This window comes from Mesorhizobium oxytropidicola, from assembly GCF_056174625.1.
In genome coordinates this window covers 2,719,387-2,739,843 of the sequence record NZ_CM149692.1, presented here as the reverse complement: position 1 = coordinate 2,739,843, position 20,457 = coordinate 2,719,387, and the positions used below count along the sequence as shown (strand labels likewise).

21 protein-coding genes and 2 pseudogenes are annotated in these 20,457 nt (G+C 62.9%); 11 read left to right on the top strand and 12 right to left on the bottom strand.

The window, feature by feature from the left end; translation table 11 throughout:
- Window positions 1-63 precede the first annotated feature (63 nt).
- Window positions 64-690 carry a TetR/AcrR family transcriptional regulator gene (locus tag AC0V8S_RS13610; protein WP_475437981.1) on the top strand — a complete coding sequence of 209 codons (627 nt, stop codon included), beginning with the start codon at window positions 64-66 and terminating at the stop codon, window positions 688-690.
- Here AC0V8S_RS13610 and AC0V8S_RS13605 read toward each other — a convergent pair.
- Complete coding sequence (locus AC0V8S_RS13605) at window positions 623-1,579, bottom strand: LysR family transcriptional regulator (RefSeq protein ID WP_183462127.1); 957 nt, start codon at window positions 1,577-1,579, stop codon at window positions 623-625. The two genes, AC0V8S_RS13610 and AC0V8S_RS13605, sit on opposite strands and share 68 nt — an antisense overlap.
- A 108-nt stretch (window positions 1,580-1,687) precedes the next feature.
- Here AC0V8S_RS13605 and AC0V8S_RS13600 point away from each other — a divergent pair, with 108 nt between their 5' ends.
- Window positions 1,688-2,320, top strand: a complete 633-nt coding sequence (locus AC0V8S_RS13600; protein WP_475437980.1) for an FMN-dependent NADH-azoreductase — start codon at window positions 1,688-1,690, stop codon at window positions 2,318-2,320.
- Between the two features lie 105 nt (window positions 2,321-2,425).
- Here the strand turns inward: AC0V8S_RS13600 and AC0V8S_RS13595 are convergent, their stop codons facing one another.
- The 7 genes from AC0V8S_RS13595 to AC0V8S_RS13565 form a co-directional block, all read right to left on the bottom strand.
- A complete protein-coding gene (locus AC0V8S_RS13595; RefSeq protein WP_475437979.1) occupies window positions 2,426-3,118 on the bottom strand; it encodes a hypothetical protein in 693 nt (230 codons plus the stop codon).
- Between the two features lie 11 nt (window positions 3,119-3,129).
- On the bottom strand, window positions 3,130-3,324 hold the full coding sequence (locus AC0V8S_RS13590) for a 3-oxoacyl-[acyl-carrier-protein] synthase III C-terminal domain-containing protein (protein WP_475438617.1): 195 nt from the start codon (window positions 3,322-3,324) through the stop codon (window positions 3,130-3,132).
- Between the two features lie 49 nt (window positions 3,325-3,373).
- Window positions 3,374-3,964 carry a beta-ketoacyl-[acyl-carrier-protein] synthase family protein gene (locus AC0V8S_RS13585; RefSeq protein WP_475437978.1) on the bottom strand — a complete coding sequence of 197 codons (591 nt, stop codon included), beginning with the start codon at window positions 3,962-3,964 and terminating at the stop codon, window positions 3,374-3,376.
- Between the two features lie 457 nt (window positions 3,965-4,421).
- Window positions 4,422-4,769 (bottom strand): hypothetical protein, encoded by a 348-nt coding sequence (locus tag AC0V8S_RS13580; protein WP_475437977.1) that lies wholly within the window; start codon window positions 4,767-4,769, stop codon window positions 4,422-4,424.
- Window positions 4,757-4,912, bottom strand: a complete 156-nt coding sequence (locus tag AC0V8S_RS13575; RefSeq protein ID WP_475437976.1) for a hypothetical protein — start codon at window positions 4,910-4,912, stop codon at window positions 4,757-4,759. The genes AC0V8S_RS13580 and AC0V8S_RS13575 overlap by 13 nt, the downstream gene beginning before the upstream one ends.
- A gap of 82 nt (window positions 4,913-4,994) precedes the next feature.
- Window positions 4,995-5,294, bottom strand: a complete 300-nt coding sequence (locus tag AC0V8S_RS13570) for an AzlD family protein (RefSeq protein ID WP_183462137.1) — start codon at window positions 5,292-5,294, stop codon at window positions 4,995-4,997.
- On the bottom strand, window positions 5,291-6,031 hold the full coding sequence (locus AC0V8S_RS13565; RefSeq protein ID WP_475437975.1) for an AzlC family ABC transporter permease: 741 nt from the start codon (window positions 6,029-6,031) through the stop codon (window positions 5,291-5,293). The genes AC0V8S_RS13570 and AC0V8S_RS13565 overlap by 4 nt, the downstream gene beginning before the upstream one ends.
- Window positions 6,032-6,203: 172 nt before the next feature.
- On the opposite strand from AC0V8S_RS13565, the gene AC0V8S_RS13560 reads away from it, so the two are divergent.
- Both AC0V8S_RS13560 and AC0V8S_RS13555 read left to right on the top strand, forming a co-directional pair.
- Entirely contained in the window at window positions 6,204-6,662 is a 459-nt protein-coding gene (locus tag AC0V8S_RS13560; RefSeq protein WP_202358406.1) for an Lrp/AsnC family transcriptional regulator, read from the top strand.
- 150 nt (window positions 6,663-6,812) lie between these two features.
- On the top strand, window positions 6,813-8,015 hold the full coding sequence (locus tag AC0V8S_RS13555) for an MFS transporter (protein WP_475437974.1): 1,203 nt from the start codon (window positions 6,813-6,815) through the stop codon (window positions 8,013-8,015).
- 53 nt (window positions 8,016-8,068) lie between these two features.
- On the opposite strand, the gene AC0V8S_RS13550 is transcribed toward AC0V8S_RS13555, so the two are convergent.
- Entirely contained in the window at window positions 8,069-9,202 is a 1,134-nt protein-coding gene (locus tag AC0V8S_RS13550) for an NAD(P)/FAD-dependent oxidoreductase (protein WP_183462143.1), read from the bottom strand.
- Window positions 9,199-9,899, bottom strand: a pseudogene (locus AC0V8S_RS13545) (peroxiredoxin). Before AC0V8S_RS13545 ends, AC0V8S_RS13550 begins: the two are co-directional and overlap by 4 nt.
- A gap of 140 nt (window positions 9,900-10,039) precedes the next feature.
- Between AC0V8S_RS13545 and AC0V8S_RS13540 the strand changes: the two are divergent.
- Window positions 10,040-11,746 carry a BTAD domain-containing putative transcriptional regulator gene (locus AC0V8S_RS13540; protein WP_475437973.1) on the top strand — a complete coding sequence of 569 codons (1,707 nt, stop codon included), beginning with the start codon at window positions 10,040-10,042 and terminating at the stop codon, window positions 11,744-11,746.
- Between the two features lie 51 nt (window positions 11,747-11,797).
- Here AC0V8S_RS13540 and mocR read toward each other — a convergent pair whose 3' ends face one another.
- Window positions 11,798-13,267 carry a rhizopine catabolism transcriptional regulator MocR gene (mocR, locus tag AC0V8S_RS13535; RefSeq protein ID WP_475437972.1) on the bottom strand — a complete coding sequence of 490 codons (1,470 nt, stop codon included), beginning with the start codon at window positions 13,265-13,267 and terminating at the stop codon, window positions 11,798-11,800.
- Between the two features lie 117 nt (window positions 13,268-13,384).
- On the opposite strand from mocR, the gene AC0V8S_RS13530 reads away from it, so the two are divergent.
- The 6 genes and pseudogenes from AC0V8S_RS13530 (at window position 13,385) to AC0V8S_RS13505 (ending at window position 19,793) form a co-directional block, all read left to right on the top strand.
- A complete protein-coding gene (locus AC0V8S_RS13530; RefSeq protein ID WP_475437971.1) occupies window positions 13,385-14,482 on the top strand; it encodes a Gfo/Idh/MocA family protein in 1,098 nt (365 codons plus the stop codon).
- Window positions 14,479-15,378, top strand: a complete 900-nt coding sequence (iolE, locus tag AC0V8S_RS13525; protein WP_183462152.1) for a myo-inosose-2 dehydratase — start codon at window positions 14,479-14,481, stop codon at window positions 15,376-15,378. The genes AC0V8S_RS13530 and iolE overlap by 4 nt, the downstream gene beginning before the upstream one ends.
- A 112-nt stretch (window positions 15,379-15,490) precedes the next feature.
- Window positions 15,491-16,446: pseudogene (locus AC0V8S_RS13520) on the top strand (rhizopine catabolism ABC transporter substrate-binding protein).
- A gap of 150 nt (window positions 16,447-16,596) precedes the next feature.
- On the top strand, window positions 16,597-17,694 hold the full coding sequence (locus tag AC0V8S_RS13515; RefSeq protein WP_475437970.1) for an ABC transporter permease: 1,098 nt from the start codon (window positions 16,597-16,599) through the stop codon (window positions 17,692-17,694).
- Window positions 17,694-18,488: an ATP-binding cassette domain-containing protein gene (locus AC0V8S_RS13510; protein ID WP_475437969.1), complete on the top strand. Its 795-nt coding sequence runs from the start codon at window positions 17,694-17,696 to the stop codon at window positions 18,486-18,488. Before AC0V8S_RS13515 ends, AC0V8S_RS13510 begins: the two co-directional genes overlap by 1 nt.
- 138 nt (window positions 18,489-18,626) lie before the next feature.
- Complete coding sequence (locus AC0V8S_RS13505) at window positions 18,627-19,793, top strand: extracellular catalytic domain type 1 short-chain-length polyhydroxyalkanoate depolymerase (RefSeq protein ID WP_475437968.1); 1,167 nt, start codon at window positions 18,627-18,629, stop codon at window positions 19,791-19,793.
- Between the two features lie 56 nt (window positions 19,794-19,849).
- On the opposite strand, the gene AC0V8S_RS13500 is transcribed toward AC0V8S_RS13505, so the two are convergent.
- Window positions 19,850-20,452 (bottom strand): general stress protein, encoded by a 603-nt coding sequence (locus AC0V8S_RS13500; protein ID WP_475438616.1) that lies wholly within the window; start codon window positions 20,450-20,452, stop codon window positions 19,850-19,852.
- Window positions 20,453-20,457 lie beyond the last annotated feature (5 nt).

Genomic DNA, 20,457 nt, shown 5'->3' with positions numbered 1-20,457 from the left:
TCTTTCTCCCTGGACATAACATACAGTCTGTATGTAAATTTAATTAACATACAGGCTGCATGTATGCAACAGGACTCCGCGCGCCGTTCCAACCGCGACCGCACCGAGGCGACGCGCGCCGACCTGATCGCGGCGGCGCGAAAACTGTTCACCGAAAAATCCTATGCCGAGACCGGCACGCCGGAGATCGTCACTACAGCCGGCGTGACGCGCGGCGCGCTCTATCATCACTTCGCCGACAAGCAGGCGCTGTTTGCCGCCGTGGTCGAGCAGGAGGCACAGGCGGTGGCGCAAGAGATCGACCGCGCCTCGCCACCCTCGCTCGACGCCCGCGATGCGCTCATCGCCGGCTCAGACGCCTATCTCGCCGCCATGCGCGTGCCCGGCCGCACGCGGCTGTTGTTGCTCGACGGGCCGGCAGTGCTTGGCCGCGCCGCCATGGATGCGATCGACAACCGCCACGGCAATCGGTCGCTGCGCGAGGGCCTGGTCGCGGCGATGCGGGCCAACAGGATGACGAGATTGCCGGCCGACGCGCTGACCGCGCTGCTTGCCTCCGCCTTCGACCGTGCAGCACTGGCCATCGAGGCCGGCGCACCAGCCGAGGATTACCGCGCCGTGCTCATGGTGCTGATTGACGGATTGTCTCCGGGTCGTCCTCGGGCACCTCGCCCGGCTCGAACTCGTTGAAGCAGCCGAGCCCACGCTTGAATCGCTCGATGAGCCAGGCCGCCGCCGGCTTCGGGCTGCTGTCGTTACGATGCATGGCAAACATCGGCGACTTCACCTCGCTAAAGGGTTCGAGATCGAGTTCCACCAACCGGCCACTTGCGAGATCGTCGGCGATCAGCCAGCGCGGCAGGCCGCCCCAGCCCAGCCCCTCGCGCATGAGTATGTGCTTGGTGCGCATATCCGTGAGGCGCCAAGTCCGATAAGCAAAGACACCGAAGTCGCGTCCCTTGGTGCGTTCGGACTGGTCGGTGACGACAAGCTGGGTGTGTTCGCGCACATCCTCGAGCGCCAATGGCTTTGGCAGCAATGCCAGCGGGTGGCTGGGCGCCGCAGCCAGCACGATCGACATAAAGCCGATGCGCACGAGATGGACGTCAACCTCGCCCAGCAGGCCGCCAATGCCGAGATCGGCCTGTCCATTGACGACATGGTCCGGGATCAATCCGAGCGAGCCTATGTGCAGGCGCAGCATCACAGTGGGGAACTGCGCTTCGAATGCCTTGAGCACACGCACCAGAACGGGCGAAGGCAGCGCCGAATCGACCGACAATGCCACTTCGGCCTCCAGCCCGTGATGGTGGCCATCGACGCGCGAACGCATACGCTGCAACACGCCGATCATGCGCCTTGCGTCCTCCAGCATCGCCCGGCCGATCTCGGTCAGTTGCGGCTCGCGCGTGCCCTCGCGTTCGAATAGCTTCAGCCCAAGCTGGGCCTCGAGATTGGCGATGCCATAACTGATGACGGATTGTGCCCGGTTGAGCTTGCGGCCGGCGGCCGAGAAACTGCCGGTATCAGCAACGGCGACAAGGATCTGAAGCTGGTCGAGGGTCGGGTTGGGCTGCATAACTGTATCTATTTTATAGATGGATCGTATAGAAAATATACCAGTTTATCTGATGGATCGATAGCCCCATATGTGGCGGGACAATTCATTCCACTGGAGAGACCCGCTATGTCCATTCTTCTCGTAACTTCGAGCCCGCGCGGCGCTGCCTCGCACTCGACCCGCATCGCTACCGAATTCGCCGAAAAGCTCGTCGCCGGTGATCCGTCGAACACGCTTGTCGTGCGCGATCTCGTCGCCAACCCGCTGCCGCATATCGATGCCGACTACTCGACCGGTATCTACACGCCGGCTGAAGCGCGCACCCCGCGCCAGGCTGAAGTCGTCGGCGTCTCCGACGTCGTGCTCGACGAGCTGTTCGCCGCCGACACGGTGATCCTCGCCACCGGCTTCATCAACTTCAACATCTCCTCGACGCTGAAGTCGTGGGTCGACCACATCGCCCGCTCCGGCAGGAGCTTTGCCTATGGCGAAAGCGGCCCCAAGGGCCTCGTCACCGGCAAGAAGGTCTATATCGTGCTGGCTTCGGGCGGCATCTATTCCGAAGGAGCGGCCGTGCAGTTCGATCACGCCATCCCCTATCTGCGCGGCGTGCTCGGCTTCCTCGGCATGACCGACGTCGATGTCATCCGCATCGAAGGCGTCGGCATGGGCCCTGACGCGGTGACCGCCGCACTCGCCAAGGCGACCGCCAAGGTCGACGCCGTGGTGGCCAGCCAGCAGGTGGCTGCCGCCGCGTAAACAACCGACCATCTGACCTCGAAAGGCAGGCGCCCGCGCCTGCCTTTTTCGTTTCAGCCGGCCTACGAGCGGCCGCCGGTGCCTCACACTTTTCCTGGAATTTCTCTAGTCTTGCGCACTGCGTCTGACCGGCACGACCCGGTCAATCCGCTTGCCGCTCGAATCCTCCACGACCAGATGAATGCTTTGAACCTCGGCTGGAGAAGGTGTCTTCAATTGCACCTGCTTGACGATCCAGCCTCCTTCAAATGCCAGGTCCTTGACTTCGACATTGTCCGTGCCCTGTCCGACGCCATACTGAAGTGGCGCCGTGCCGCCCTTTATCACGGCTCGCACCGTAACCAGCCCTGCAGGGCCGACTGGCTGCGGTGAAAGATCCGGCGTGGACAATTCAAACGGCACCTCCAGATTTGCCTTCGAAGACTCCGCCCCGAAGTAATAGCCGACAATCGTGCCAAACACGCCCAGCAGGAGGGACAAGACTTCCTTCGCCCTCTGAAAGCGACCGTCATTCGCGTCGCTTGGAGCTGGCCCGACCAGCGTGTTGAGGACGAGTGCGACGGCGATTCCTATGGTCACGATCGCGAAGAGATAGGTAATCAGCCCTCTGGCAAGCTCGGGCCTTGCCATTCCCGAAAGAAAGCCGTGATCGACGCCAAGCATCGAAGCGCCGATCATGACAAACAGACTGAGCAGAATCAGAGTTGCAAGGATTACTATCGGATTTTGAAAATTCGCCTGCGAAACATCCTGCTGGGACTCGGCCGGTTTTGGTGTCCCATCGTCCTTGTCTGCCATCACTCCCCTCCTCAGTAGATGCCCTCCATCAGGCCAAATACCATTCCAGCGGAAGCCGGACACAACACCACCCGTATTCCTCGCTCCAACGAACCCTCTTTGGTTGCCTCACACATAGCCGCAGGAATGGACGCTGATGCCAAGTTTCCGAATTTTCGAAATACTTTGTCATAAAGGCGGTCGCCAACGCCCAGTCTAGTCGCCATGATTTTCAGGGCCGACTCGCTGGAACTGTGTGGGAACCAGATGTCGATGTCAGCAACGTCGGGGTATGCCGCCTTTACAAAAGAGGTCATTTTCCCTGCTCGCCGTCTGTGTAAGCTCTGAGCTGTAGGCAACCAGTTGATGGACGCCGTTGGCTCCAACTTTTGTATCAGGCAAGCAGAAATCGCGAAAGCCGGGAAGTGGTAGATTGCAAAGCGATGCAAACTGGGGTCTGGTTCGAAAACGAAATTTCCAAGCATCTGGCGACAATGTAACGACGGTGGCAGTGGCTGCTTCGCCGATAGTTAGAGCTGGAAATGTATAAGCGATTTCAGCATCGGTCCGCATTTTGAAGATTTCGGGATATCCGTTTTCGTAGACGCTGAACTCAGCATTTACGATCAGGATCCTTGCGTATGATCGGGTCAGCAAAAAGCCTTGGGCAACCTGAAGCGCCCTTGCCCAACTCATGCACGCCTCCGTAATGTCGAAGGCGTCACATTCGATGCCAAGTGCAGAAACCAGGAACGTCGCGTTGGCCGGCTCCAGAAAGCCGCGCCCTATCCCGCAGTAGATGACCAGATCTATGTCCCGGGGCACCAGCCCAGCATCGGCGATGGCCGATCGAGCGGCATCACGCAACAGGTCAAAGGCTCTTTCCCGGCACCCATGTCACGGACGTAACGCGACTGTGCGCCGGCTCTTCGGAACAGGCGCTCGATTTTCCGACAATAAGACTCTAATTCTTCTCTATTTTGACTTTGATTGTAATCACGAATATATCTTAGTATATCCTCATTCGAGATCATTCGGGATGGAGTTCTAAACGCAATTGAATCAATACGCATTCCGGCACCCCGAGCACGTCAGGTAGCCGTATTTTTCACCTCGATCTTGATTGCTTCCCGATTCGGTCATTAGCCCCGCCGGTAGCTCGTCTGAAAAACGACAATGAGAAAGGCCGGAAATTATCTCAATTTCGACGATGGCGCACCCTTTAATCCGGTTCGATCCTGCAGCCGGAGTGGAGCGTGACGGCGGAGATCTGCTCCGCACGAGGGGCGGCTGGCCGCATAACATATGATTGCATCGACTTTTGCTAGTTTGCGCGCGAGATGTGCGCTGCCAGGTCGAGGCAACGGCAGGCATAACCCCATTCGTTGTCGTACCAGGCAACGAGCTTGGTCAACCCGCCCTCGGTCTGCATGCCGGCCAGCGCGTCGAAGATCGAGGAATGCGGGTTGCCGCGCAGGTCGGTCGAGACCACAGGCTCGTCGCAATAGGCGAGGATGCCGTCCATCGCATCTGCCGCCTGCGTGCGGAGCATCGTGCAGATGTCCTTGTAGGACACGTTTTCTCTGAACCGGCAGGTGAGATCGATCATCGATACATCAGACACCGGCACGCGCACCGCCATGCCGTTGATCCGTCCTTTCAGTTCGGGCACCAATCGGTGCCGAGCTGTTTGCCGCTCTCGGACGAACGGACGCGCGCTTCCGCGATCGGATCGCGGCCGCCCGTGATGATAATCAGTTGCCGCACGCGACCAATATCGATGCCGTCGCCGAAATGCTCGCCGCATTGCAGCATAGCCTTGCGCAGCGCGCCCGCAACAGTGTTGCGCTGATCCTCAGGGCTGCGGGCGCTGCTCGCGATTGAACAGGCTCTGAGCCTATCCGATGAAATGCCTGAACAGACCCGCCGAAGCGACCCCGATCAGCACGGTGGGCAGCATGGAAAGCCGTGTCGCCGCGATAAAGGTGATGGCCAGCGCCAGGAGATCGGCGGGATTTCGCGACACGAAGGCCGGTGCGATGACCGAGATCAGCACGCAGCCCGGTGCGGCCTCCATCACCGCCGTGGCACGCGCACTGAGCACGCGGTTGCGCAGCACGATATAGCCGCCGATCCGCGTGAGGTAGGTAACGCCGGCCATCAGCACGATGGTGAGAAGGGTTGCCATGTCGATCATGCGTCACCTGCCATCAGCCAGGCAGCGGCGAGCCCCGACACCGCGCCCGCCGCGACATACCACGCACCGGGAATGAAGAGATAGACGAGGGCCGCGACAACCAGGCTGACCAGCCAGGGCCGCGCCGCCGCCACGCTCTTCCACATGCCGCGCATCAGCACCAGGAAGACAGCCGGAAACGCCATGTCGAAGCCATAGGTTTCGACATGGCCGAGCATCGGGCCAAGCAGCGCGCCCGCCGCCGTGAAGCCCACCCAGGCCAGATACATCGCCAGGGCCGCGCCCATATAGTAGCGCGGGCTGAAGGCAGGGGTGATGCCGGCGCTGGCGCGCTGTTTGGCATCGGCCAGGCCGAGCGCCCAGCTTTCGTCGCAGAGGAAGAACAGGGCCGGAAACACCTTGCGCTGCGGCAAATGCCCCAGGAATGGCGCCAGGGCTGCCCCCATCAGGAAGTGACGGCTGTTGACCAGGAAGGTAATGGCGGCGATGAGCGCGATGTGCGGCGGCGAGGTCCAAAGCTGGATGGCCGCGAATTCCGAGCCGCCGGCGAAATTCAATCCGGTCATAAGAGGCAGTTCGACGACGCTGAGACCTTTCTGCGTCGCCTGCGCGCCCAGCACCAGCGCATAGGGAATGGTGCCGAGCAGGACCGGGAGGCACGAGATGACCCCGCGCCGGAACTCCGAACTCGATCCGCCGTCAATCGCCTCGGGCAATGTTGCTTCAGAAACGCTCATGATTTTCCACAGGCTGGCCTCGCGGCCACCGTTTCCGGTTAGGCTTCAGATGGTGATGGTGTCGACGCAACCATATAAAGATGGCTTCGCAATTTGGTTGCGAAGATTGTTGTCTTCGCCCTTATTTTGGCATTCAATGCCGCGATTCATTGAAGATATGGAATTCGTAGCCATGAAGCTTGATGACATCGACAGGCGCATCCTGCGGGCGCTGCAACGTGACGGCCGCATGGCCAACAATGATCTGGCCAATGAGGTCGGCCTGTCGCCCTCGCCTTGCCTGCGACGCGTCAAGCTCTTGGAGGAGGCCGGTGTCATCGACCACTATGTCGCCGTGCTCAACCCGGCCAGCATCGGCAAGGGCCTCACCTTCTTCACCCGCATCTGGCTGAAGACGCAGGACGAGGACACGGTCCAGCACTTCGCCACCGAAGTGGCCAAGCTGCCGCAGGTCATGGAATGCTACCTGATGCTCGGCGACTGCGATGCCTTGGTGCGCGTGGTGGCGGCCGACCTCAACGACTATCGCCGCTTCCAGTCGGAGCATCTGAGCCGCATCAAGGGCGTCCAGAACGTCAAGACCGACGTGCCGAGCTGGACGATCAAATACACATCGGAACTGCCGATCTGACTGGCGTCCGTACGGCGATCCGGCCGGTCGGAAACCGCGTCAATTTCAGACTGGATAAAAAATGCAACCGGATTGTAGGATCGTCTTCCGTGCCATCGTCCTTCGGACGCAAGCAGCGCTCAGCGCTGCCCTCTGGCATGGGAGATTTGCATGAACCTTTCCTATCGTTGGGTCATCGTCGCGGCAGGTGCGCTGATGTCCTGTGTCGCCATCGGCACGATGTTTTCGCTGGCGATTTTCCTCGAACCGATGGCGCTCGACACGCAGTGGTCGCGCGCCGGTATTTCGAGCGCCATGACGCTCAACTTCCTGATCATGGGCCTCGGCGGCTTCGCCTGGGGCGCCCTCTCCGATCGTTTTGGCGCCCGCATCGTGGTCACGATCGGTGCCGTGCTGCTCGGCCTGGCACTTGTGGTGGCGAGCCGCGCCGGCTCGCTGCTGACCTTCCAGATCAGCTATGGCGTGCTCGTCGGGCTTGCCGCCAGCGCCTTCTTCGCGCCGATGATCGCGTTGACCACGGCCTGGTTCGACACCCACCGCGGCCTTGCGGTTTCGCTGGTCTCGGCCGGCATGGGCGTCGCCCCGATGACGATCTCGCCTTTCGCCCGCTGGCTGATCTCGGCCTATGAATGGCGCACCGCCATGTTCGACATCGGCATTATGGCCTGGGTGCTGTTGCTGCCGGCGGTGCTGCTGGTACGCCAGCCGCCAAAGCCTGCTGTTGCCGATGCGGCCTCCGCGCCGGTCGCCGATGGTGCGGGCATGAGCGTCGGCCAGGCGCTGCGTTCGCCGCAATTCATCGTGCTGGGTCTGACCTTCTTCGCCTGTTGTGCCGCCCATTCCGGGCCGATCTTCCATATGGTCAGCTACGCCATGCTGTGCGGCGTCGCCCCCATGGCGGCGGTCACGATCTACAGCGTCGAGGGTCTCGCCGGCTTAGGCGGCAGGCTTCTCTACGGCGTTCTGGCCGACCGGCTCGGCGTCAAGCCGGTGCTGATCGCAGGCCTGGCGATCCAGGCGGTCGTCATTGCCGCCTATCTCTCGGTCAGCCAGCTCGATCAGTTCTATGTGTTGGCCGTCATCTTCGGCGCCACCTATGGCGGCGTCATGCCGCTCTACGCGGTGCTGGCGCGCGAATATTTCGGCCAGCGCATCCTCGGCGCCGTGTTCGGCGCCGCCACCATGGCATCCAGCCTCGGCATGGCCTTGGGACCGCTCGCCGGCGGCATGGTGTTCGACGCCTATGCCAGCTACCACTGGCTGTTCATCGGCTCGGCCCTTATCGGCCTCGGCGCGGTGGGCATTGCAATCGCCTTCCCGCCGCTGCCGCGACGGGAATTGCAGATGGCCTAGAACAACTGGACGGGCGCTGGTGATAGTCCCTCAGCGCCCGCCATTGTCGAAGCTCAATGCCCGAACCAGCGGGCCTTGCGGCTGGAGCCGAAATTCACCTTGTCGACCCGCAAAGCCTCCGATGGTTCGTAGAAAGCACCGGTGGGTTTTGGGCCGGAGAAGAAATCCACATCCACCCTGGCGATCCGGTTGGCACCGAACTCGATGTAGCAGGATCCCGCGCCCGGGTTCCTTGCCGTCGGTTCCTCATGGCGGAGCCTGGCGATCAAGTTCGCCGCAACGGTGCGTGCGGCGCCCTCGGCAAAGACGCCCGCCTTCGGCGCGCCCGTATTGGCCAGATCGCCCAACGCGTAGACGCCGGGAAAGCGGGTTTCGAGTGTGCGCGGATCGATGGTGACCCAGCCGCCCTCGGTGATGCCGGCCTCGACGACGACATCGGGCGCGCGGTTCCGGGGCACGCCCAGGAACAGATCGCAGGGCAGTTCGCCGCCATTGTCGAGCGTCACAGCCTTGCGGCCCTCGTCCACGGAAACCACGCGGGTGCTGGGGATGAAGGTGATGCCGCGCTCGGCGAAGGCGGCCAGAAGCGCCTTCGACGTTTCGGGAGAAGGCGGCACCGGGCTCGACATCGCGTTAACATAGGTGATCTGGCAGTCGCCCCGGACGCCCCTCTCGGTCAGGTAGTCATGCAGCATCAAGGCGCATTCGCTGGGCGCAGGCGGGCATTTGTAGGGCGCGCCGCAGACACCGATCACGGCATGGCCGCGGGTGAAACCGGGCAGTACCTTCGCCATATGGGCGGCGCCCGGAACCGAGTAGAATTCGTTGCGGCCGAGCGTGATGCCGGGTGTGCCCGAGACGTCATAGTCGGCGCCGAGAGCGATCACCAATATGTCCGCCTCGTGCACACCCTTGTCCGTCGTCACGCGCCGCCGTTCCGGGTCGATGGCGGTGACGGTCTCGCGCTTCAACGTGACGCCGGCCTTGGCATAGTCGGCGTAAGGCAGCCGCACAGCCGCTTCGGTTGCGCGGCCGAACATCAGATCAAGCTTGGCAAAGCCGAACACGAAGGAATCCGACTTGTCGATCAGGGTGACAGCAATACTGTCACCCAAAGCTTCGGACAAGGACGTGCTGAGCTCTAGCCCGCCGAAACCGGCGCCAAGGATAAGGATACGGGTTTTCATGCTGTCACCTCCTGTTGCCGGGTGCCCCTTGGGAAGGCTCTGTGCGGCTGCGGGACGATGCGGATATAGGGCTTGGGCTGCTTCCAGCCATCGGGGTACAGGACCTTGGCTTCGTCGTTCGAAACCGAACCCGCGATGATCACCTCGTCGCCCTGCCGCCAGTTCACCGGCGTGGCGACGCGATGCCTGGCGGTCAGCTGCATGGAGTCCACCACGCGCAGGATCTCGTCGAAGTTTCGCCCGGTGGTCATCGGATAGGCGATCATCAGCTTGATCTTCTTGTCGGGACCGATGACGTAGACATGGCGCACCGTCTGGTTGTCGGCTGCCGTGCGCCCCTCGGCACTGTCGCCGGCCGTGGCGGGCAGCATGTCGTACAGCTTGGCAATGGCCAGCATCGGGTCGCCGATCATCGGGAAATTCGGCGCGTGTCCCTGGGTCTCGGCAATGTCATCAGCCCATCCGGCATGACGCTCGACCGGATCGACGGAAAGCCCGATGATCTTGACGCCACGCTTGTCGAACTCGGGCTTCAGCTTGGCCATGTAGCCGAGTTCAGTGGTGCAGACGGGGGTAAAATCCTTGGGATGGGAAAACAGGATGCCCATGAATTGCCCAGCCAGTCGTGGAAGCTGATTGGGCCGTGGGTGGTTTCGGCGGTGAAGTCAGGCGCCATGTCGGCGATACGAAGAGACATTTGATCCTCCTGTGAGCGGTCGGAATTGACTACGGGTGCAGCTTAGGCAACCTATGTTCCGCCAGCGTTCCCCGCTCCACAGGTGCTTGTGACGGCCGATTTCGGGCATGCGGGCCTCGCATCCTGAAAGGACCTTTCGATTGCGTGTCCGAATTCAATTGCTTGGCGGGTTCAGCGTCAGTCTGGACGATCAGCTCATCCCGGCCACGGCGTGGCGGCGGGACCGTGGCGCGGCACTGGTGAAGCTGTTGGCCGTCACCCGCTCGCACCGCATTCACCGCGAACAGGTGATGGAGGCCTTTTGGCCCGATCTCGATCCGGAGGCCGCCGGTGCCAACCTGCGCAAGGCCATTCATTTTGCCCGCCGCGCGCTTGGCGCCAATGACCTTATCGAGCAGACGGCCGATGTCATCGCGCTCGCCCCCGCTGGCGATCTCGAAATCGACGTCGACGCGTTCGAGGCCGCCGCCAGGCTTGCCTTGCGCGGGCAAGATCCCGCCGCCTGTGAGGCGGCCGCCGATCTCTACAGGGGAGACCTGCTGCCGGACGATCCCTATGTCGACTGGTTCGAAACGCCCCGCCAGGCCCTGCGGCAGCGCTATGCCGAGGTGCTGCGGGCCGGCAAGCTGTGGCAGCGCCTGATCGCGCTGGACCCGGCCGACGAGCAGGCGCAATGCGCCCTGATGCAGGCGGCGCTCGACGCCGGCAACCGGGCCGAGGCGATCCGGCTGTTCAATCAGCTCAGCCAAAACCTGCGCATCGATCTTGGCGTCGGCCCGGGCGCCGAAACCGTGAAGCTCTACGAAAAGGCGCTGGCGGTGCCCTCTATCGACCCCGTCGGCTTGAGCGACCGCATCCGCGCCTCGCTGGCCTGGGGCTTGCTGCATCTGCAAAGCGGCGACTTCGCCAGGGCGGGCCAGGTTGGCCGGGAAACCCGCGATCTGGCGATGGGCGCGGGGTTGGCCCGCGAGGTTGGCGAGGCCAGCGCCCTGATCGGCCTGGTGGCCCACATGCAGGGCCAGTGGCGCGAGCTGTTCAGGGCGGAGTTCATCGAATGGGTCCGCTCCAAGCCAGCCTTCGTCTCCAACGTTTTTGACGGGCATCTGTGCCTGGCCGAATTCTGCCTCTGCAGTGCCAAGGGCCACCACGACATCGCCGCCTCGGCCCGGGAGCTCCTGTCGGTGGCCGAGGGCGCCGGCTCGGTCGCCGGGCGCGGCCTTGCCTCGCTCGTGCTGGGCGAAGCAGCGCTCTTCTCGGGCCAGTTGGCCGAGGCCGAACGCATGTTGACCGAAGCCGAAAGACTCTACGCGCAGGTGGGAGCCGTGGCCGGCCGCGTACTGGCGCTGCAGCGCCTGACGGAACTCGCGCTTGCCGGACGCCAGAAATGGCAGGCGGGACGGTTGATCCACCGCGCCACCACCCTTGCCCATTCTTCCTGGCTGGCGCCACATTTGCTGATCAGCCTGAAGGGTCTCGAGGTGCGGGCCGCCACCACCTCCGAGAGGATCGCCGAGACCATTCGCGAAGGTGACCGCATGCTGTCATCGGGCTGCAATTGCCAGCCTTGCTCGATGACCTTCCGTACCGCGGCTGCCGTTGCCCTGGCCGAGGCGGGTGAGATCGAGCAGGTCAACCGCCGGCTCGACGAGGCTGAGCGGGTCGCCGGCATGTGGAATGGCGGCCCCTGGGTGGCGGCCGTGTGGGAGGCGCGCGGCGTGCAGCGCCGGGCCGAGCGTAACGAAACCCGGGCCGTGGCGGCGTTCGAGGAAGCAGCCACGCGCTTTGCCGCGCTTGGCAGACCGATCGACGAGGTGCGCTGTCGGGCACGGATGGCAGATCTGGGCTAGCACCGCCCAAGAGCACGAGTTCAGCTTAAAAAAACGAATAGTCCCAGTTTCTTAACCGGGGTTTCTCGTTCGCGAAAAATGGCTTTGCAGCACGGTGCGAAACTTCTGCATCGTCTTTTCAGTTGTCTGTGCGTCGGCCGCCGCAAAGCCCATGACGAGGCCGTTCTGCTCCGTGCCGTGACGGTACTGGATCGACAGCGCCGAGACGTTGATCCCCTGCTGGAGTGCCGCCTCGGCAACCGCCCTGTCGCTGCATCTGCCGCGAAAAATGCCGACGACCTGGATGCCGGACTCGGTCGTGTGGAAATCCAGCCATTCCCCGAGATGCCTTTGCGCGCTTTCCAGGAAGAACTGCCGTCTCTCCGCGTAGAGCCGCCGCATGCGCCGGAGATGGCGGGTGAAATGCCCCTCATTCATGAAGTCCGCGAGCGCGGCCTGGGTCAGCAAAGGCGCGAACTGGCCGCTGACGCTCAGCGCCGAAACGATCGTATGGTCTATCGCCTTGGGCGCCACCATGAAGCCCAGCCGCATGGCCGGGAAAAGGATCTTGGCGAAGGTGCCGACATAGACCACACGGTTTGACGCGCCGATGCCTTGCAGGGCCGGAATGGGCTGGCCCTGGAAACGGTATTCGCCGTCATAGTCGTCTTCGATGATCCAGGAGCGCCAGGTCTCGGCCATGTGCAGGAGATTGAGCCGCTGTTCCATCGGCATGGTTATGCCGAGCGGGTGATGGCAGGAGGGCGTCACGAAAATCATGCGCGGCACGACAGGCGGCGGATCGAGATTCCAGCCGGCATTGCTGACGCGTAGCGACGCCAGTTTCGCGCCGGCCGAGACAAAGGCCGAACCGGCGCCGTAATAGCCGGGCTCCTCCATCCACACCGTGTCGCCGTCATCGATCAGTAGCCGGGCCAGGAGATCGAACGCCGACTGTGCGCCATTGGTGACGACGATCTGCTCGGCGGTGCACTTCACGCCGCGTGAGGCGGTGAGATAGCGCGCTATCGCCTCGCAAAGCGGCGGATAGCCTTTGACGTGATAGGTGCCGAAAAGATCGATATGGGCGAATTTGGCGCGGCGGCTGAGCAGTTTCGACCAGGTGTTGAACGGAAAATTATCCGGGTCCGGCATGCCGGGATGAAAGGCAAGCATGCCTGGCCGGCCATGATGGTAGGGTTGGGCAAGCATGGTCTGCCCGCGTCGCGATATCGGATTGGCGTCCTCGGCCGACACCTGTTCGGCCGCCACTGAGCGGGTCGGCAGGTCCATGACCACCGAGGGCCTGCGCGGCCGTATGGCGAGATAGCCCTCCAGCGCCAGCTGGTCGCAAGCGGCAATCACCGTGTTGCGTCCAATATTCAGGTCTCGCGCCATGACCCGTGTCGAAGGCAGCGCATGGCCGCTCGGCAGCACGCGCCGTTCGATCAGGCCGCGCAACTGGACATAGAGCTGCCGGTGCAGGTTGGCAGGGCTGTCGCGATCGAGCGCAATGCCGTCGACGGGAAAACTGGTTTTCATCTGGTTCCCAAAAATCAATGGAATCTGGCTCTAACAATGGAACCAAAGGAGTCCTAGGCTCAAGAAAAAGCGTTCGGGTTCAGATGGGGCTGGCCGATGCAGTGCATAAGGGTGGGAGTGATCGGGGCGGGCGGCGTCGCCCAGGTCGAGCACATCCCGAATCTGCTCAAGCTGCACCGGCAGTTCAAGATCCCTGGCGTCTATGATCCGTCGCGAAAAGTCCGCGCCTTCGTCGGTGAGGAATTCGGCCTCGAGACATTCTCCGATCTCGACACGCTTCTCGCCATGCCGCTTGACGCCGTGGTTATCGCCTCGCCGGATGCGCTGCACCGCGAACAGTGCCTCGCCGCCTTCGCCAGGGGCCTGCATGTCTTCTGCGAAAAGCCGCTTTGCTACAGCACGCAGGACATCGATGAATTGATCGCCGCCAGGGACCGCGCCGGAAAGGTGCTCCAGGTTGGCTACATGAAGCGTTTCGACCCGAGCTACGAGGCGGCGCTGAACATGCTGCCCGGCACGGCGCACACACTTCGCTACGTTTCGGTCGAGGTCAACGATCCCGACGCCTGGCCCTTCATCCGGCACGCCTCCACTTGCCGGGGTGACGACGTCGCGGCGGAATTGATTGCCTCGACCGAAGCCAAGCAGCGCGAGCAGGTCGCGCGCGCGGTGCCCGAGGTCGACGATCCCGGCGCCTTTCGCGGCTTTGTCGGCGCCTATTGTTCGTCGATCGTGCACGACGTCAACGCCGTCCACGGCTTGCTCGACGCGCTTGGCGTGACGGACAGTGAAATTGTCGGCGCCTCGCTCTTCGCCAAGGGCGAAGGCGGCCAGGGCGCCGTGCGGTTGCGCGGCGGGCAGGCATTGTGGAACATGGTCCACATCGCCACTCCGGGGCTCCCCGATTATCGCGAGCGCATCACGCTCTATTTCGACAACGCCTCGCTCGAGTTGGAATTCCCCTCGCCCTATCTCAATCATCAACCGACACGGCTGACCGTCCGCACCGGCGACGGTCACACGCTTTCCAGCCGCGACATAAGCAGCGGCTACGAAGAGGCATTCGTCGAGGAGTTGAAAGGCTTCTGGTCGGCGATCGTCGAAGGCTCAGCCGTGCGCAACACCGCCGAGCATGCCCGCCGCGACATGACGCTACTGGCCGGCCTCGCCCGCCATCACCTTGCCCAGTCGAAGCAATCAGGAGTTCGCCCGTGACGGTTCGCATCGGCATCAATCCGATCACCTGGACCAATGATGACGTACCGGAACTCGGCGGCGACACACCGCTTGAAGTCTGCCTCCGCGAAACCAGGCAGGCCGGCTATTCCGGCACCGAACTTGGCGGCAAGTTTCCGCGCCGCTCGGCCGAGTTGAAGCGTATCATGGCACAGTACGGCCTTGCGGTGGTTTCCGGCTGGTATGACGGCCGTTGCGACGAAAAGGATGTCGGTGCGGAGATGGATGCGATCACGCCGCATCTCCAGCTTTTGAAGGATATGGGCTCCACCCATGTCGTCTATGCCGACACCTCGCGCGGGCGCCACAACGCCATCTGGGGGCCGATCTCGCAGCGTCCGGTCCTCAGGCCCGAGGAATGGCCGGCCTACGGCCGCAAGCTGACGGCGCTGGCCGAAAGGATGGCGGATTTCGGCGTTCGCATGGCCTTTCACCACCATATGGGAACCATCGTCGAGACCGATGCCGAGGTCGGCCTGTTGATGCGGCACACCGGCGAGGCGGTCGGCCTGCTCTACGACACCGGCCATTCGATCTTTTCGGGCGGCGACCCGCTGGCTCTCATCAAGGCGCAGGTTAAACGCGTCGTGCATGTGCATTGCAAGGATGCCCGCAAGGCTGTGCTTGATCGCGCCCGCGCCGAGGACATGAGTTTCATGGGCGCGGTCATGGAAGGGATCTTCACCGTCCCCGGCGACGGCTTCATCGACTATCCCGCCATTTTGCGCGTGCTGGCCGACAATGGCTACAGCGGCTGGCTGGTCGTTGAGGCCGAGCAGGATCCCAACAAGGCCAATCCGCTGACCTATGCGACGATGGGCTTCCAAAACCTGTCGCGCATGGCGCGGCAAGCTGGATTTACCGTCATGGAATGATCGAGGCCGCGATGCGGACTCCAGGGAACCAGTGCTGAGGAATGAAACTGGAATAAGGGGCAACTGGACTGCCGACCGTAATTGCGGCGGCGGAAAACAAACAGGAGGTTCTATGTTTTCGCTTGCGAAATTAATAAAGCCTGCGCTCGGCCTGCTGGCCGGCTTCACGATGATGGCGGCAGCCACGACCCTTGCGGCCGCCGACGAGACCCGCGTGGTGTTCGTCACCCACGGCCAGAGCGGCGACCCCTACTGGTCGGTGGTCAAGAACGGCATGGACGATGCCGCCAAGACGCTCGGCGTCAAGGCCGAATATCTGGCGCCCGAAACCTTCGACATGGCCAAAATGGCGCAGATGATCGACGCCATCACGGCCTCGAAGCCGGACGGCATGGTCGTTTCGATCCCCGACGCGGCCGCCCTTTCGGCTCCGGTCAAAAACGCCGTCGCCGCCGGTATCCCGGTCATTATCATCGATTCCGGCGGTTCGAAACTCACCCATGACCTTGGCGGCCTGCTGTTCATGGGGCAGGATGAGTTCCAGGCGGGCGTCATGGCCGGCGAGCGCATCAAGGCGCTCGGCCTCACCAAGGCGGTCTGCGCCAACCACGAGGTCGGCAATTCGAGCCTCGACGACCGCTGCGCCGGCTTTGCCAAGGGTCTGGGCGTCGACGTGCCGGTGATGAACGGCGTCATCGACCCGACCGAAATGAAGAACCGCGTGATCGCCTACATGACCGCTCATGCCGATACACAGTTCATCCTCGCCGTCGGTGCCAGCGGTGCCGAACCGACGCTGGCCGCCCTTGATGAATTGGGCCTGTCGGGCAAGGTGAAGACCGGCACGTTCGATCTCTCCCCCACGATCCTGCAGGCCGTCGTCGCCGGCAAGATGGAGTGGGCATCGACGCCCAGCAATATGCCATGGGCTACATCCCGGTCGCGATGTTCGACCTCTGGAAGAAGTACAAGATCATGCCGATCGCCGACTATCCGACCGGCCCCGGCTTCGTCACCAAGGACACCGCCGCCTCGGTTATCGAGCTGTCGAAACTCGGCAAGCGCTAACACTGGCGGCCGGGGCTTCGCTCCGGCCGCTTTATCAGAGCAATTCCAGGAAAAGTGTGAGCGGTTTTCCGTCCGGAATTGCGTCAAGGCAAGGAGATAGAGCTGTTCAGCGTGAAACGATGAACGGCTCTAGTGAAGGGCAACACAGCCATGGTTTCAGAGATTCGCGACGAGCGGGTCCGGTCCGTCTCACGCCTCAGCCGCCTGTTGAGCAGGCCGGAGCTTGGCGCGGCTGCCGGCACCGTGCTGGTCTTCGTGTTCTTCGCCATCACGGCGGGAAGCTCAGGACTTTTCAGTGCCAAGGGCATCATCAACTTCCTCGAAGTCTCGGCCCAGCTTGGCATTCTCGCCGCACCCGTGGCTCTCCTGATGATCGCCGGCGAGTTCGACCTGTCGGTCGGCTCGATGATCGGCTTTGCCGGCATCCTGATTGCCATCCCCGCCGTTTTCTGGGGCTGGCCGATCTGGCTGTCGCTGCTGTTCACCTTCGCCGTCTGCGGTGGCATCGGCGCGCTCAACGGCCTCGCCGTCGTCAGGACCGGCCTGCCCTCCTTCATCGTGACGCTCGGCAGCCTGTTCATGCTGCGCGGCCTGACCCTTGGCCTCACACGCGGCATTTCAGGGCGGACCCAGGTGTCGGGCGTGCATGAGCTGGCGTTGCACGATCCGCTGAACAGCCTGTTTTCGGGACAGGTGCTTTCCGGCTTGATCGCCAGGCTTGCCGACATCGGCCTGATCGGCAAGCGGGCGGACGGCTTGCCGTCGATATCAGGCATTCCGGTGTCGATCGTCTGGTGGATCGTGCTGACACTGGCCTGCACCTGGCTCTTGACGCGCAGCCGCTTCGGCAACTGGATTTTTGCCGCCGGCGGCGAAGCCAATGCAGCGCGCAATCTCGGTGTCCCAGTGGCCCGCACCAAGATCACGCTTTTCGTCATGACGGCACTCGCGGCCGCCCTGTTCGCGGCGATCCAGGTGCTGGTCACCGGTTCGGCCGACACGCTGCGCGGCACGCAGAAGGAGTTCGAAGCCATCATCGCCGTCGTCATCGGTGGCACGCTGCTCACCGGCGGCTACGGATCGGCCATCGGCGCCATGTTCGGCGCCCTGATCTTCGGCGTGGTGCAGATGGGCATCTTCTACACCGGCATCGACACCGACTGGTTCAAGCTTTTCATGGGCGCCATGATGGTCATCGCGGTGTTGTTCAACAGCTATGTGCGCAACCGCGCCATGAGGAGCCGGTGATGGCCGAGCCCTATGTCGAACTGAAGTCGGTCAGCAAGTATTTCGGCTCGGTCGTGGCGCTCAAGGACGTGTCCTTCGATGTCTGCCCCGGCGAGGTGCATTGCCTGCTCGGTGACAATGGCGCCGGCAAGTCGACGCTGATCAAGACGCTGTCGGGTGTCTACACGCCCGACGAGGGCGAGATCCGCGTCCAGGGCAAGCCGACACGATTTGCCTCGCCCGCCGATACGCGTAACAGCGGCATCGCGACGGTCTACCAGGACCTGGCGCTGGTGCCGCTGATGAGCGTGGCGCGCAACTTCTTCCTCGGGCGCGAGCCGATGCGCAAGTTCGGGCCGATCAGCCAGTTCGACGCCGACTTCGCCAACCGCACCGCCTATGACGAGATGTCGGCGATGGGCATCCAGCTGCGCGATCCCGAACAGCCCGTCGGCACGCTTTCGGGCGGCGAACGGCAATGCCTGGCTATCGCGCGCGCCGTCTATTTCGGCGCCAAGGTGCTGATCCTCGACGAGCCGACATCGGCGCTCGGCGTCCACCAGGCATCCGTGGTGCTGAAGCTCATCGTCCAGTCCAAGGCGCGCGGCATCGGCGTCATCTTCATCTCCCACAACGTTCACCACGCCTATGTCGTCGGCGACCGCTTCACGCTGTTGAAGCGCGGCAGAAGCACCGGCACCTACGCCAAGGGCGAAATCACCCGCGACCAGTTGCTCAATTTGATGGCAGGCGGCAAGGAACTGGTGGATCTGGAACAGGAACTGGCGAAGTCGGCGAGGAATGGGCCGGCCTGAGATACGGCGCCGGCCTGGACGGAGCATTTGCCTTTCGTCTACCCCAGCGTAAGCTTGTTATTGTGCAGTGCAGCAACGATGTTGCTGTAGGTGCATTGTGCTCGGGCTTCCGCCATTCCGGCGGTCTAGGATCTCGATTTGCGGAACATCTCAGATACGATCGCCCGCCTTTCGGCCATGCGAGGCCGGCCGGCATTTTCCCAACCGGGCCATCTCGACAGTCTGTCCGACCTGGCGGCGTTCGGGTCCAATCCAGGCGCCTTGCGGGCACGTTTCTACCTTCCTGAGAACTTGCCGCGCGGTGCAGCGTTGGTTGTCGTCCTGCATGGCTGCACGCAGACGGCTGCCGGCTATGATCACGGGTCCGGCTGGTCGCGCCTGGCGGCAGAGGAAGGGTTCGCGGTTTTGTTCCCCGAACAGCAGCGCGCCAACAATGCCAATCTCTGCTTCAACTGGTTCGTGCCCGAGGATGTCACACGCGATCGCGGTGAAGTGCTCTCCATCCGCCAGATGATCGAAGCCATGGTGACGAAGCATGGCCTGGACCGCCGGCGCGTTTTCATCACTGGCCTTTCCGCCGGGGGCGCCATGGCGGCGGCAATGCTGGCAACTTATCCGGACGTGTTCGCCGGCGGCGCAATCATTGCGGGACTTGCCTATGGCAGCGCATCGACGATCCCGGAAGCGTTCGATCGCATGCGTGGGCATGGTGGCCCGTCTCAGTCGGAACTCCAGCGACGTCTGGCGCAGGCGTCGCCGCATCAGGGAAGCTGGCCGAAAATCTCAATCTGGCAGGGCACGGCCGACCACACGGTGGCGCCGTCCAATGCGGACTCCCTTGTCGCCCAATGGCAGAGCGTTCATCGCGTCGGGGCAAGCCCTGTTCGAAAAGAGACCGTCGATGGACAAACGCGGCAAGTCTGGTGCGACGCCGATGGCCGTGAGGTGATCGAAAAATACACAATTGCCGGCATGGGCCATGGCACCCCCTTGAAGACAGGCGGTGACGACGGCTTGGGCCATGCCGCGCCGTTCATGCTGGAGGTCGGAATATCGTCGACGAGACGTATGGCGGCCTTCTGGGATCTTGCGAGCCGGGATGCACCAAGAGGGGCCAAGCCTAAGGCGGCCGCAGCGAACCCCACTGCGGGTACGGACTTGCGCCCATATATAGCGCCCGAAAAGTCGAGGCCAGCGCGGGTCGAACCTGCCGAACAACCGCGTCCAGATGGTTCACGCGCTTCTGCTACAGGCATTGGCAAGACTATTGAGGATGCGCTTCGCGCAGCCGGCTTGATGCGTTAGCCGAAGGCTGTTCGGCAGAATGGCCCCGCCGCCTTTCGGCAGCGAGGCCCTGTCGATCAAACTCGGTTTACATCGCGAGCGCCATCGCGGCCGATTTCGTTCGAGCGGTAGTTCTCCGCGTCAGCGTCGAAGCCAGTCCAGCCATCGGCCTGGTATTCGCCACGCCGTTCTTGCAGGTTGACAGACGTAGCCTGTCCCAGGATCCTTTCGGCCTCCGGCACCAACTGGTCGTCGACCTTGGCTGTGACCAGAGTGCCGCCGCGGCGCACACCCTCGGCGTAAACATGGGCATCATGTTCCGGGACACCGGAATCGGTGAGGGCACCGACGATGCCGCCTGCCGCGCCGCCAACCACGGCACCGCCCACGGCACCGACCGCAGTGGCAGCCAGCCACCCGGCGGCCACCACCGGACCAACACCCGGTATGGCCATCAGGCCAAGCCCGGCGAGCAGTCCACCGGCTCCGCCGATCGCGGCTCCCAGTCCAGCACCGCCGGCAGCGTCGTCGGCGGCCTTGGACCCGTTGATCTCGTGCTGATTGTCCGAATTGCTGGAAACGATGCTGATGTTGTCACGCGCAACACCGCTGGCTTCCAATTCGCCAACGGCGTCGGAAGCATCATCGTAATTGTCGAAAAGTCCGGTTACGGTTTTCATGATTT

Excerpts from the sequence above, each read along its gene's own strand:
- AC0V8S_RS13510 (WP_475437969.1), top strand. The coding sequence starts at position 17,694 with ATGGCCGAGCCCTATGTCGAACTGAAGTCGGTCAGCAAGTATTTCGGC.
- AC0V8S_RS13590 (WP_475438617.1), bottom strand. The coding sequence starts at position 3,324 with ATGGCGACTAGACTGGGCGTTGGCGACCGCCTTTATGACAAAGTATTT.
- AC0V8S_RS13605 (WP_183462127.1), bottom strand. The coding sequence starts at position 1,579 with ATGCAGCCCAACCCGACCCTCGACCAGCTTCAGATCCTTGTCGCCGTT.
- AC0V8S_RS13600 (WP_475437980.1), top strand. The coding sequence starts at position 1,688 with ATGTCCATTCTTCTCGTAACTTCGAGCCCGCGCGGCGCTGCCTCGCAC.
- AC0V8S_RS13550 (WP_183462143.1), bottom strand. The coding sequence starts at position 9,202 with ATGAAAACCCGTATCCTTATCCTTGGCGCCGGTTTCGGCGGGCTAGAG.
- AC0V8S_RS13595 (WP_475437979.1), bottom strand. The coding sequence starts at position 3,118 with ATGGCAGACAAGGACGATGGGACACCAAAACCGGCCGAGTCCCAGCAG.
- mocR (WP_475437972.1), bottom strand. The coding sequence starts at position 13,267 with ATGAAAACCAGTTTTCCCGTCGACGGCATTGCGCTCGATCGCGACAGC.
- AC0V8S_RS13560 (WP_202358406.1), top strand. The coding sequence starts at position 6,204 with ATGAAGCTTGATGACATCGACAGGCGCATCCTGCGGGCGCTGCAACGT.
- AC0V8S_RS13515 (WP_475437970.1), top strand. The coding sequence starts at position 16,597 with ATGGTTTCAGAGATTCGCGACGAGCGGGTCCGGTCCGTCTCACGCCTC.
- AC0V8S_RS13565 (WP_475437975.1), bottom strand. The coding sequence starts at position 6,031 with ATGAGCGTTTCTGAAGCAACATTGCCCGAGGCGATTGACGGCGGATCG.
- AC0V8S_RS13610 (WP_475437981.1), top strand. The coding sequence starts at position 64 with ATGCAACAGGACTCCGCGCGCCGTTCCAACCGCGACCGCACCGAGGCG.
- AC0V8S_RS13575 (WP_475437976.1), bottom strand. The coding sequence starts at position 4,912 with ATGCTGCAATGCGGCGAGCATTTCGGCGACGGCATCGATATTGGTCGC.
- AC0V8S_RS13555 (WP_475437974.1), top strand. The coding sequence starts at position 6,813 with ATGAACCTTTCCTATCGTTGGGTCATCGTCGCGGCAGGTGCGCTGATG.
- AC0V8S_RS13500 (WP_475438616.1), bottom strand. The coding sequence starts at position 20,452 with ATGAAAACCGTAACCGGACTTTTCGACAATTACGATGATGCTTCCGAC.
- AC0V8S_RS13570 (WP_183462137.1), bottom strand. The coding sequence starts at position 5,294 with ATGATCGACATGGCAACCCTTCTCACCATCGTGCTGATGGCCGGCGTT.